Annotated in this window: 13 protein-coding genes and 1 tRNA gene; 1 reads left to right on the top strand and 13 read right to left on the bottom strand. The window is 40.0% G+C overall.

Features of this window, described 5'->3' with window-relative positions; genetic code table 11:
* Window positions 1-379: 379 nt before the first annotated feature.
* From trmL to queG, 3 genes are all read right to left on the bottom strand, one after another.
* On the bottom strand, window positions 380-853 hold the full coding sequence (gene trmL / locus NST15_RS04565; RefSeq protein WP_003211950.1) for a tRNA (uridine(34)/cytosine(34)/5-carboxymethylaminomethyluridine(34)-2'-O)-methyltransferase TrmL: 474 nt from the start codon (window positions 851-853) through the stop codon (window positions 380-382).
* 43 nt (window positions 854-896) lie between these two features.
* Window positions 897-1799, bottom strand: a complete 903-nt coding sequence (locus NST15_RS04560) for an amidase domain-containing protein (RefSeq protein ID WP_008349082.1) — start codon at window positions 1797-1799, stop codon at window positions 897-899.
* A gap of 61 nt (window positions 1800-1860) precedes the next feature.
* Window positions 1861-3009: a tRNA epoxyqueuosine(34) reductase QueG gene (gene queG / locus NST15_RS04555; RefSeq protein WP_026050065.1), complete on the bottom strand. Its 1149-nt coding sequence runs from the start codon at window positions 3007-3009 to the stop codon at window positions 1861-1863.
* Between the two features lie 83 nt (window positions 3010-3092).
* Here queG and NST15_RS04550 point away from each other — a divergent pair, with 83 nt between their 5' ends.
* A complete protein-coding gene (locus tag NST15_RS04550) occupies window positions 3093-3689 on the top strand; it encodes a hypothetical protein (RefSeq protein WP_342498903.1) in 597 nt (198 codons plus the stop codon).
* A gap of 96 nt (window positions 3690-3785) precedes the next feature.
* Here NST15_RS04550 and NST15_RS04545 read toward each other — a convergent pair.
* From NST15_RS04545 to NST15_RS04500, 10 genes are all read right to left on the bottom strand, one after another.
* Window positions 3786-3859: transfer RNA gene (locus NST15_RS04545), tRNA-Gly, on the bottom strand.
* Between the two features lie 127 nt (window positions 3860-3986).
* On the bottom strand, window positions 3987-4643 hold the full coding sequence (locus tag NST15_RS04540; RefSeq protein WP_035703379.1) for a hypothetical protein: 657 nt from the start codon (window positions 4641-4643) through the stop codon (window positions 3987-3989).
* A 79-nt stretch (window positions 4644-4722) separates the two neighbouring features.
* Window positions 4723-5004 (bottom strand): hypothetical protein, encoded by a 282-nt coding sequence (locus NST15_RS04535; RefSeq protein WP_008349089.1) that lies wholly within the window; start codon window positions 5002-5004, stop codon window positions 4723-4725.
* Window positions 5001-5906: a PqqD family protein gene (locus NST15_RS04530; protein WP_008349091.1), complete on the bottom strand. Its 906-nt coding sequence runs from the start codon at window positions 5904-5906 to the stop codon at window positions 5001-5003. Before NST15_RS04530 ends, NST15_RS04535 begins: the two co-directional genes overlap by 4 nt.
* Entirely contained in the window at window positions 5890-7356 is a 1467-nt protein-coding gene (locus tag NST15_RS04525) for a hypothetical protein (RefSeq protein WP_035703377.1), read from the bottom strand. The genes NST15_RS04530 and NST15_RS04525 overlap by 17 nt, the downstream gene beginning before the upstream one ends.
* The gene (locus NST15_RS04520) at window positions 7334-8080 is read right to left on the bottom strand and encodes an ABC transporter ATP-binding protein (protein WP_008349096.1); all 747 of its coding nucleotides are present in this window, start codon (window positions 8078-8080) and stop codon (window positions 7334-7336) included. Before NST15_RS04520 ends, NST15_RS04525 begins: the two co-directional genes overlap by 23 nt.
* Window positions 8081-8195: 115 nt before the next feature.
* Window positions 8196-8408 (bottom strand): hypothetical protein, encoded by a 213-nt coding sequence (locus tag NST15_RS04515; protein ID WP_003211695.1) that lies wholly within the window; start codon window positions 8406-8408, stop codon window positions 8196-8198.
* 541 nt (window positions 8409-8949) lie between these two features.
* Window positions 8950-10092: an FMNH2-dependent alkanesulfonate monooxygenase gene (gene ssuD, locus NST15_RS04510; RefSeq protein WP_035703375.1), complete on the bottom strand. Its 1143-nt coding sequence runs from the start codon at window positions 10090-10092 to the stop codon at window positions 8950-8952.
* A gap of 14 nt (window positions 10093-10106) precedes the next feature.
* Window positions 10107-10895 carry an ABC transporter permease gene (locus NST15_RS04505; RefSeq protein WP_224559741.1) on the bottom strand — a complete coding sequence of 263 codons (789 nt, stop codon included), beginning with the start codon at window positions 10893-10895 and terminating at the stop codon, window positions 10107-10109.
* 44 nt (window positions 10896-10939) lie between these two features.
* Complete coding sequence (locus tag NST15_RS04500) at window positions 10940-11929, bottom strand: aliphatic sulfonate ABC transporter substrate-binding protein (RefSeq protein ID WP_035703372.1); 990 nt, start codon at window positions 11927-11929, stop codon at window positions 10940-10942.
* Between the last annotated feature and the right edge of the window lie 4 nt (window positions 11930-11933).

Here is an 11933-nt window from a genome sequence, read left to right as displayed (position 1 = left end):
CGTCCTATTACATGCTTTCGTTCTTCAAAATGACGAATTGGCAAACTGAATTGACAACCATCCGCAAGACCCTTCATAATAAAGGAAAAACAGGAGAAAAATGATCTTCATCTCCTGCTTTTCAAGGCGAACTTCGCAACATATGAAACCGGCAGCAAAGGAACAAAGGGATAAGGGGGAGCTTATATGAGAACGGTCATTATGATGGGCGTCATCATTACGTTTTTAGTATCCATTTTCACAGCTGGCTACGAAGGCAAGCCTGGCAAATGAAAAAAAGGATGTTCCATCAGCGGAACATCCTTTTTCATTTCGTTCATATTTTCAGCACTTACATATTCACTGAAAGCGAGATGGGATCTCGGCTTTTATCATGTTCTTATATCAAATCTCGGTATTGTTGCTGGCGAAGCGCCTCATACACAAGAATCGCTGCCGTATTCGATAGATTCAGTGAACGAACATGCTCTGTCATTGGTAAACGTAGACAGCGATCCATATTCCGTTCAATCAAATCTTTTGGCAATCCACTTGTCTCTCTGCCAAATACGAAGAAGTAGTCTTCATCTAGTTGCGAGTAATCGAACGTTGTATGCGGCTTTTGCCCAAACTTTGTGATATAGAAAAATTGCCCCTTCGGATGAGCCTCAAACAATTCATCTAATGAATCATGATAGACGACATTGGCATATTTCCAATAATCGAGTCCTGCACGCTTCAGCATTTTATCATCTGTCGAAAAACCAAGCGGACGAATCAGATGAAGTGTTGTATTTGTTGCTGCACATGTTCGCGCAATATTTCCAGTATTAGCTGGAATTTCTGGTTGATATAAAACGACATGAAGTCCCAAAAAAGTTCACCTCTAATTTTCTTTTCCGCTCAACATTATACCATTAACTATCCTTTGGAGCATCGTCCAAAATGTGAAAAAACGTATAACGAATACTAGGTGTATAAGCCGTTGAATCTTCATACGACCAGTAACGCATACGGCTGTCATACGTTTGTGCATTCACTAGAGGCATTCCGCCTTTATCATGATCAACGACAATGGTTGTATGATTATACCTACCGTCACCCTCAAAATCGTAGCAAATAACATCACCTATTTGAAGCTCTTGCGGCTCCTTGAGCTTCTTCGCTCTCAACCCCGCTTTGGAATTCGCTAAATAATTTTTCATCGAATGTGCCACCGTCCAGCTGTAGCTCCATGTATGTGGACGAACCCACCAGCCAGATCCACGGTTCGGATATCCTCTCGTTGGCGCATTCCCTGCTTTTAGACATTGTGAAATAAAATTCGTACAGTTATCTTCGAAATTTTTATAGGCTGGATTCCGTTTATTCCAATACGTCTCAGCATATTGAACAGCTGCACGCCGGTCATAGTGAAAAGCTCTTCCAAATTGGTCTTCATTTTGGAAGCGCTCATCCACCTGATCTTCCTTTTGTCGTTCTTCTAACATCATCCGATCTTTCACAAGCATGTCGTTATAAAGAAACGCTTCTCTTTTCTCAACCTGTTCCTCTAAATAAAAAGAATCGTCTATATCCTTACAGACATAAGTGAGGTGAGCGAGATATTGTACTTGCTGAGCTCCATCATCTTGAATAGCTGAATCGAGAAGTTTTGCTTTTGCTTTCGCCTTGACAATCTCAACTTGTCTTCTTGCAAACAGCTCTTTCTTTCGCTCCACAGCGTCCACATCAGACATCAGCTGCGGCTGTTTGATCGTACTGCCATTTAATAAATATGCCAGTCTGTCTTCTAACGTTTGTTCTAATAATTGTTTCACACAGACACCACCAAACTTTTTTTAACATCTCTGTTTGGTTCATTCTATGTTCAATGGGAGGTTATTTAGTATTTAAAGGTGTTTGTAACAATTCAATCCCTTTGATGATCTCTTGTTTTGCTTCTTCATCACTTTCCCGCTCAAGGGCTTTTTCGAGTTCTGAAAGCTGCTGACCATCACCAATTTTACCGATTGCCCAAGCAGCCGTGCCTCGAATGACCGGTCTTGGATCTTTATGCATCAGGTCAACCAAATCTGGCAAAGCAGATGTATCTTTAAAGTGAGCAAGTGCCAAAATGGCATTCCGCTGAATAGGCTTTTTCCCTCGCCATGATCCAGAAACATGACCATACTTCTCTTTAAATTCACGATTGCTGATTGTCAGCAGTGGCTTTAAGAGCGGCTTTGCAATTTCAGGGTCCGGCTCCATTTCAGGATGTAGATGAAAGTCTTTCCCTTTATTAATTGGGCAGACCGTTTGGCACGTATCACATCCATACAACCGATTCCCTATTTTCGAGCGAAATTCGTCAGGTAAAAAACCTTTTGTCTGTGTTAAAAACGAAATACACCTTTGAGAATTGAGCTGGCCTGGATTCACAAGAGCACCCGTTGGGCATGAATCCACACATTTATTACAAGTTCCGCACTGGTCTTCTATTTTCTCATCCGGTTCAAATGGAACATTTGTAATCATCTCAGCCAAATAGACATAAGATCCGAACTCTGGTGTGATAATCATACAGTTCTTTGCACTAAAGCCAATGCCAGCACGTTCGGCTACAGCACGGTCAGACAATTCACCTGTGTCCACCATTGATTTTGTCCTTATATCTTCGTGTTTACTGCGCAAAAATTCTTCAAGCATGTCGAGCTTTTTTTTCAGCACAACATGATAATCAGTTCCCCATGAAGCCCTGCAAAAAATCCCTCTTCTTGCATCCTTTGTACTTCGGGGAGCATCTTTCATTTTGGAAGGGTATGCGAGCGCAATGGCGACAATTGATTTTGCTTTTGGAAGCAGCAAAGCAGGATTTGTTCGTTTTTCGATATCAGGCTCTTCAAAACCGGACAAATACCCTAACGATTCATGTAAGATGAGGCGGTCCTTTAATGAATCAAATGTATCAGCACTTGCAAATCGAATTTTATCGACACCAATTTCGTTCGCATATTGAATTAATTCTTCTTTTAATTGTCCAACATGAATCACCTTGCAAACCTCCTTTCTTTGTTTCTTCAGTTGTTTTCAGTATAATACGAGTGTATCATGACCGATTGGAGTGAGTCACTGTGAAGATACAACTGGAAATCTCCCAACCTCAAAGCCCGTCTATCCATGTTGGACAGATTGAATATTCACATATTGAGATAGGAAAATCCCCTCAAATGTTAAAAGGCCGACTGCGCCTGTTTCAAGAATCTTTGTTTTTTGAATATGAAGATCAAACTTTGGAAGAAGTACCAGCGATCAAAGAATGGACAAATCTTCTAGAAGATGTCCCCTTTCTTCCGCTTCTTGCTGATATTCAAAAAGAACAATTTATTGACTCGACCAATTCCGTACAGGATTTGTCGATATTTTTTTCATTAAAATATTTCTTGCCTATCCTTACATTAGATGCCGATCAATTGAAAGAGCCTCTTTCATTATCCAAAAATGAAACTGGTCATATTGAATGGCAGGATGGCGCAGAGCTTAAAGGGTTATTTTCTCAAGCAAGTAAAGCTCAAATTTCTCAAGACACAAAAAGTATTCTTCAAATCATCCTCTTCCCACCATCTATTTCCCGGGAAAAGAGTGAGGCGCTTATACAATCCTTGACGAAGATGTTTATACAAATACATGGTGGAGAAAGTAAATATGAACTCATTGAAAAAGCACTGTAGGTCACAGTGCTTTTTACATTATACTGACATAATAAAAAACGCAACACTTCGTTTATCTATGAAACGAAATACTGCGTTATAAACAAAATTATGTATTGGAGCGGGTGATGAGAATCGAACTCACGACATCAGCTTGGAAGGCTGAGGTTTTACCACTAAACTACACCCGCATCAATCTTTTAGAGACAACGTCATTGCGTTGACTTTTATTATGTTACAACTTTCTTAACAATTCGTCAAGAGAATATGAAGATTTTTCGTCAAAAAATTTCATATTCTCCATATATATTACGATAGTTATTTGTCTAGCTGGATATAAAATAAATAGGCATGTGACTTATTCTTCAGCGCTTGCTTAGGATTTTTCTCAATCACTTCAAGCATCGGTGAATTTCCGTCTTTCCCCATTGCCGCTGTATACGCAATCAGTGCCTTTCCTCCAGAAGTTACTTTGACCGTATCAGATTGTGCAGAAAAAACATAATCACTTACTTTGAATGGAAAGCTTGCTGTTGCTTTTGTCATTCCCTCATTCTTGTTATCTGACCACATACTAAATTGTGATTCATATGTATCTTTCTCATGCCTTAATTGTAAAAGTACATTCATCGTTTGGTCGGTACCATCCTGATGTAACGTAAAAGTCGAAGAAGATGCCTCCTTATTAACTAGCCGGCCATTTTTGTAGTGGCTCCCGATAAAAGTAATACTCTTATCATTCTTCGTTAATCCTTTAAGTGTAAGAGCTACTATTTCATTCGTCGTTGATGCCTCTAGTAAGTTTTTTTCTTTCTTTGTCAATTTCATTTTTTCAATAGTTACTTGGTTTTGAGAGTCAGACTCTGTTTCTATTTTAGAGACCGTTTTCTCTGTCGTTGTTGTTTCTGCAGCCTTCTCGCCGCATCCTGCTAATAGAAAAACAGTAAATAAAAGAATGCTCCATTTCTTAATCATTGATATCCCCTTTTATACATTTATTTTTTATTATACTAAAATTTGGTTTAATATACAAAAAAAGATTAGGAGAATTCTCCTAATCTTTCGCTTTTTTCTGTTTCATGGCTGATAGGAATGCCACAATGAGAAAACTGACAGCAAAAATGACAACCATATAAATAAAAAAGTTTGGTTTGATTTGGAACGTAAATGCAGACGAACCTTCCATTTCAAAAGCAAGACTGTTAAATAATAATTCATTATTTGTTTTTGATTGAAATAAGTGATAGAACAGAACACCAATGGTCAGCATCGGAAAACCTAAGAAACCTAGGAAACTACCAACAATTGCACCTTGTTTCATTGCCTGAACGTTCATGATCGTTGTCCTCCCATTCCACCAAGCAATAACTGCTTCATAATAGACTTACCATCCCCCATAAACGGAAGAAGGTAGAGCAATTGAATAAAATACGTGATTGAAAAAATGAAAAACCCTGTCGAAATTGGATTTTCTTTTAGAAATAAAACAGTCACAATGATTCCGGCTGCGCCAATGAGCCCCGGCAAAAGCGGACCAAGCAGTGTAATCCACACCTGTTTTTTCTGAAACGGATCTAAAACAGGCCTCACAAATTTCACAGACATCATATCGCTCGCAAAAAAGCCTTGAGGGCCATCCCGGCCGGCGAACTTCCGATGTGCATACCCATGCGCCGCCTCATGCAAGGCAGTTCCAGTAATTAATCCGAAATAAATAATCGTAAAATAAATCGCAATGGCTGCAATCGATGGATCAGGAATAAATAAAAAGGCGATTCCCGCCATGATCATAAAAAGCACCCAGAAAAAGATGATTTTGCGCGTCACCATCAGCAGAGCCGTACCCAATATGTGAAGAAATGAATGACCCGTGCAGTCAAACCGCTCTTTCATCTTTACTTGATACTGCTTAAAAAATTGACAGAAGGCTGTGACAGTCCGATATGGCGATTGATAATGAATCGACAGCAAGTGATGCTGATTCAGCCCCATCATCAATTGATAAAAATCGCGGGCAATCACAGACTCATCGACCTGAAACAAATCGGCGAGCTCTGCCGTAATACTCGCCTCTGTCCTTTGACCATCCACTTTCGTTAACATATGATATGCACTTTCGTTAATCGGAAGCGAACTTCCGTACTGCGTATCAGTCAAATGTCTTTTTTGTAAAGTCACATATGGCGCAAGTGCCGGCACCCGCTCAATCTTTAGCTTATTGTTAAGAAGTTGAATCATGTGAATACCTCCATGAAAAACCTTTATATATGGCAAAGATGAGCAGACATTCAAATCCTGCCACAAGCAGCCACTGAAGCATTTGACTCGATTCCACTATCACATAGTTTCCAATAAATACAATCGGAATCATGATTAAAATAAGCGCTCCAAACGAGAAAATGCCTGTGTATGGATTATTTCGATCAAGGGGCAATAAAATACCTACCACATAAAAGAGAGCCGTTGCATTACACAAGACAGCAGCGCCAATCAACACGATCCAGATCTGATCCGGGAGCGTCAGTGTTGTGATCATAAATAAAACAATTTGGATCACACCAACGAGCAAAAGCCCAAGGAACTTATAAAGAGCCACTTCCCACGGCCTTAGACCGAACGTTTTATACATCCCCAGCATTCGTTTATCATTGCCAAATGAATTAAAAGCTGTTAACCCAGCTAGCGCACATAAGACAAAAAAAGCTTCTCCTTCAAAGCGGAAGGCAAACTGATAACGGACAAATAAAATGACAATAAGGAGAATGAGAAAGTTTAAAATATTTTCTTCATTTCTCACTTGTGACTTTATTTCCTTTACAATGAGTGACCACTTTTTCGAAGATGAAAATGGCAGTTTGTGCAGAAAGGTTAACGCTTTTTTCTCAGCCATAATTGGCATTAAAGCAAGAGAAATAAATGCGCCTCCCGCAGATAATAAGATGAAGAGGATCAACATCGCATAATTCACCCCGTCAGGAGACATCCCTTGTGCCGCTAAGAAAAACGGTGCTGTAAAATACATCAAATGATAATCAAACTGTACATATGATTGCTGTATTTGATTAATGTCGAAATGTGTCATTCCATAGGCTACAACTAGCGCTAATAAAACAAATATCGCTGCAAATTTTTGCAACGGTAATTTTAATTTTAGTACGAGTAAATAAGTCACGTTGTAAATGAGCTGAAGCAGTGTTAAGACAAAGAGCGATTGCAACAGCACCATCAAAAAGAACGTAAGAATAAAGAAAATACCGATCCCTTGTGCAATAAAATTAGGTAAAAGCAAGATCCCGATGAAAAATAAAACAAGCCCTGTCACGACTGTCACCATCGGAATGAAGTAACCAAGACTTTTTTGAAAGGTAGACAGCGGAAACCAGCTGAGCTGCATAGAAAAACGATCTTGTTCAGGTGTTCTGACTTTGATCAGCACAAATAACAAGCTTGTAAAAATGGATGCATTGATTGCCATCGACACAACCAACAACCCAAGTGAACGTTCATCTCCATTTAAGAAAGCCTTCATAAAGACACCCGTAAAACTGTATCCGATGATGGCTCCCATTGTGACTGCAAACAAAAAGAATAAGACCACAATGATTCGCTTCGTTTGAGTATCAAAGAGCTTATACATCTCCTGCTGCCACATTTTAAGCATCATTTTAGAAATGATTAATGATTTCATCAAAATGTGCACCCCTATCACTTAACATTGAAGCTTTCAGAAACACCTGTTCCAATGTGCTTGATTGATACTTTTCTTTTAAGGCTGAAACCGTCCCTTCATCCATTTTATTTCCTTTAGAAATAATGGCGATCTTGTGGCACAGCTCTTCCGCTGAAAGCATATCATGCGTTGAAAGCAAGATTGCACCATGGTGCTCGGCATAACGTTTCATCAGTTTCTTTGTGTTTATAACCGCTTCAATATCAAGTCCTCTAAAGGGCTCATCCATGATCACTAATTGACTCTCAAGCATAAAGGCAGCAATCAGCTGTGTCTTTTTTTTCATTCCATGGGAATAGGTTTCAATCGGTCTTGATAAAGCTGATTCCATATCAAACAATTCAATTAGTTGATTTCTTCTTTGAATTGTTTTACATTCATACATAGAAGAAACAAAATCTAAATATTCAGCACCAGTCAATGCTTCAGGGAGCAGCAGATCATCTGGAACATAGGCGACTTGTTTTTTAAAGGATGGATCATCATTTGTGACATCCTTGATATGAATGGTTCCTTCTGTATGCTTAATGATGCCGAGTACACAGTTAATCATCGTTGTTTTACCAGATCCATTTGGTCCAGCCACAGCAACGATTTGATGAGGGGCAATTTTCAAATGAAAATCATTGACAGCAGTCACGTTATTTTTATACGTCTTGGTTAAATTCTCGATCGTAAACATATAACCTCCAAGTGTCTGCATATTCTTTAAAAACAGATCAGGCTAAACCGCCCGCCACAGACGGTTTAGCCCTGGTGTCTTATCTAAGAAGTAAAAAGATGAATCCTAAGTATAGCTACTTACATTCAATTTGGACTTTTAAGCCACTTTCCCACTGAACGGCTCCTGTAAAGCTACCCTTGCCGTTTGCTAAACACCAAACTGCTGCTCCTAGAACAACTGTTGCTCCCAATCCAAGAAGGACAGCAACAAATACTAAGAACCAAGCTTGGTCCATAATAGCAGGTTCCATAGTGGAATAGTCAACTTGCGGCGCTGCATAAGTCATACTTTTCACCTCCCAGCTTATGATGATCGTATCATAGGCGTCACACTCCAAACATCAACAGAAGATCCCATTTTTGACCGAACGTATTTTCGTGTAAAATGTGACTTTTTATTCAATTATTCATGTTCAACTGTATAAATTCTTCCTTTTTCACTATTTTTCACCACAACGTAAGAACCAACAAACCCATATAATGTCAATTAAACCATCTTTTTTCTGCCTTTTTTCAAATAGTTCATTTTCATCATCTCTTCTATTTAATCTTTCATTTTTTTGAGATAGAAAGAATTCCCCCGATATATCAGATATAAAAGTCCTAATTATATGTCGTTAACACATCAAATACGACATATTAACTGATAATTCCGACAAAAGAGTGAGCATATTTTCCTTCTTCTCTTGTCTCTTAAAATATGTATATACAAGAAAACCTGTTGGGAAAAAAGCCCTTGCCTTCTTCCACAGCACATATCATTTTACTTGCTTCTCTTTCTATAAAAAAAGCAAAGCAGCCCGACAAGTATGACTGCTTTGCTTTCATTTATGAGGAACTTGCAGCAGAGGCTGTATCAGGAAAGTAATTGTTCCCAATAATTTCACCAGCTGGAACGTGTGGTCCTGCATCACCATTTCTTTTAAATGGGAGAAGCGGGAAAACAAGTTCTGCAAAATAATAAGATTCTTCTAAGTGCGGATAACCAGAAAAGATAAATGTATCAATACCTAGAGACTGATATTCTATTATACGTTCTGCTACTGTATGCGGGTCCCCGACGAGCGCTGTTCCTGCCCCGCCTCTAACTAAGCCAATGCCTGCCCAAAGATTAGGGCTAATTTCAAGCTTCTCTTTATTCCCTTGATGTAATTCAACCATTCGTTTTTGCCCTACTGAGTCCATCCCTTGTAAAGTCTTTTGCGCCTCATCAATAGTCTCTTGATCTAAATGACGAATCAGATGTTCCGCTGCCTGCCAAGCTTCATCTTCCGTTTCTCTCACGATCACATGAAGTCGAATACCAAACCTCACCGTTCTTCCTTCCTTTTCAGCCTGCTTTTTCACTTGTACGATTTTCTCTTTTACTTGTGCAGGCGGCTCGCCCCAAGTTAAATAAACATCTGTATGTTTTGCAGCGGCTTGAATGCCTGCTTCTGATGATCCTCCAAAAAAAACGGGTGGATGTGGTGTTTGAGCTGGTGGAAATAGCAGACGTCCATTTTGTGCTTGCAGATGCTTCCCTTGAAACTGAACATTCTCTCCTTTCAATAACCGCTTCCAGATGGTCAAAAATTCTTCTGTTGCCTCATAGCGTTCATCATGAGAAATGAATAGCCCGTCTCCTTCAAGTTCTTCTTTACTTCCTCCCGCTACAACATTGATCAGCAGTCTCCCGCCTGAAAGCCGATCAAATGTGGAGGTCATTCTAGCAGCAACAGACGGCTGCATCAACCCTGGCCGAAGAGCCACAAGAAACTTTAAATGGGTTGTTTCTGCAGCTAAAGCGGCCGCTGTCAGCCATGGATCTTCACAAGATCTACCTGTAGGCAGCAAGACCCCTGTGTACCCAAGCTGATCGGCAGCTTGAGCAATTTGTTTAAAATACGGATAGTCTGCCTGTCTTGCCCCTTTCGATGATCCTAAATAACGCCCATCCCCATGCGTTGGAATAAACCATAGAATATTCATCATATCGCCTCCTATTATTTTTCACCTTGATAACTTGTGCGCCATTTGAGTAGTCGCTTTTCTAACAGCCGTACAAATGAATCAGTCATCTTACCAACTACCGCAAAGATGATAATCCCTACAAACACTTTATCCGTTTGCGAGAATTGTCTTGCATCCATAATCATGTAGCCGACTCCACTACTCGACCCCATCAATTCAGCCACCACTAAACCAAGCCAGGCAATGCCTAATGAAAGCCTCACGCCCAGAAGAATATGAGGAAGGGCAGCAGGTAAAATGAGCTTTGTGATATTTTGATACAGATTAAACTCTAAAGCGCGAGCCACATCGAACAGCTTGTTATCTACACTGCGAATTCCTAGAAAGGTATTGATATAGATCGGAAAAAAAGCCCCAAGTGCAATCAATAAAATTTTCGCTGATTCATCAAAACCAAACCAAAGAATAAATAAAGGAGTCACCGCTAAATGAGGAACTGTTCTCAGCATTTGCAAGGTCGGATCTACATACTGCTCGGTTTTCCTAGAAAAACCGACACACAGCCCCATCACAAGCCCTAAACCTCCCCCAAGTAAAAACCCGCATATTGCTCTGTAGAGACTGATGTAAAGATGGCCAAACAGCTCACCGGAACGAATCAACTCACGAAAAGATTCCGCAATGACAGTGGGTGCAGGTAGTACAGTAGAAGAAACGATTTGGGAAGCAGCAGCTCCCTGCCAAATCGCAATGAGTAAAGCAGGTAATACAAGTCCTTTTAACATGATGAAGGATGAAGCTTTTCTCCTTTTTTTCTTCATTCGCTCGGTTTTAGTCACAAGGGCTGGGTTAGATGCAGCTTTCATCAACTCTTCTCCTCTTTCAGCATTTTTTCAATAAACGAATTATCTACCACCTGATTGACATCAATCTTCCGCTGAATCGCCTTTGTTTGATATTGAAAATCAGCTGTATGCTGCTGGGCGTTTATGATTTTCTTAGAAATGGGCTCATTGAGCGGCTCTGTATTGTTTAATACTTGTGTCACCACCTTCTGATCTAATTGTTTCAAACGAGCATAAAGTGTAATGGCTTCCTGTTGATGATCTTTCTGCCATTTCACCGCTTTGTCATATACTTTTAAAAATTGCACCACTAGTTCAGGGTGTTCATCGGCAAACTTGGTTCTGACAAGTGTGAATCCAGGTGAATATAAATCGGTCGCTTCTCCATTAACCAGTAGCTTTGCTCCCTTTTCTATCGTTTCAAGTGATAAGAACGGCTCCCAGATCGACCAAGCATCAACTGACCCATTTTCAAACGCAGATATTGCCTCATCCGGCTGAAGCTGAATGATCTGGACATCCTTTGCAGATAAACCTGCCTGATCTAATACTTTGTATAAAAAGTCAAAACCACTGCTTCCTTTGGCAACGGCGATTTTTTTCCCTTTTAAATCTTCTACTTTTTGAATCTCACTGTTCTTATTCACTAAAATCCCATTCGCCTTTAACCCATCCTGAGATAAACCAATTTCCTTAAAATCAATACCTGCTGCCTGACCAGCTATAACAGGTGAATTACCAACCTGTGAAAAATCTAATTGATTGGCGGCGAGCCCTTCGAATTGGGGAGGACCACTTTGGAACTCCACCCACTTGACTTTCATACCTTCTTTTTCAAATGATTGCTCAAACCACCCTTTTTCCTTCGCTAAAAGAAGTGGGCTTAGACTTTGCTGAATCCCAATCCGAATCTCTTTCGGCTTGTCTTCTGATCCATTCGCTGCTTGACCACACCCAGCTAATACAAGGAGGATACCCAGAAAGAGAACGATCCTTTTTTGCCTTTTCATTCGA

This window comes from Bacillus sp. FSL R5-0820 (assembly GCF_038593385.1).
Lineage (GTDB): Bacteria > Bacillota > Bacilli > Bacillales > Bacillaceae > Bacillus > Bacillus altitudinis.
This window is presented reverse-complemented; position numbering and strand designations above follow the sequence as displayed.

What these genes read in the sequence shown, in the direction of transcription:
- NST15_RS04540 (WP_035703379.1), bottom strand. Translation starts at nt 4,643, where the DNA reads ATGATTAAGAAATGGAGCATTCTTTTATTTACTGTTTTTCTATTAGCA.
- NST15_RS04535 (WP_008349089.1), bottom strand. Translation starts at nt 5,004, where the DNA reads ATGAACGTTCAGGCAATGAAACAAGGTGCAATTGTTGGTAGTTTCCTA.
- NST15_RS04530 (WP_008349091.1), bottom strand. Translation starts at nt 5,906, where the DNA reads ATGATTCAACTTCTTAACAATAAGCTAAAGATTGAGCGGGTGCCGGCA.
- NST15_RS04525 (WP_035703377.1), bottom strand. Translation starts at nt 7,356, where the DNA reads ATGAAATCATTAATCATTTCTAAAATGATGCTTAAAATGTGGCAGCAG.
- NST15_RS04520 (WP_008349096.1), bottom strand. Translation starts at nt 8,080, where the DNA reads ATGTTTACGATCGAGAATTTAACCAAGACGTATAAAAATAACGTGACT.
- NST15_RS04515 (WP_003211695.1), bottom strand. Translation starts at nt 8,408, where the DNA reads ATGACTTATGCAGCGCCGCAAGTTGACTATTCCACTATGGAACCTGCT.
- ssuD (WP_035703375.1), bottom strand. Translation starts at nt 10,092, where the DNA reads ATGAATATTCTATGGTTTATTCCAACGCATGGGGATGGGCGTTATTTA.
- NST15_RS04505 (WP_224559741.1), bottom strand. Translation starts at nt 10,895, where the DNA reads ATGAAGAAAAAAAGGAGAAAAGCTTCATCCTTCATCATGTTAAAAGGA.
- NST15_RS04500 (WP_035703372.1), bottom strand. Translation starts at nt 11,929, where the DNA reads ATGAAAAGGCAAAAAAGGATCGTTCTCTTTCTGGGTATCCTCCTTGTA.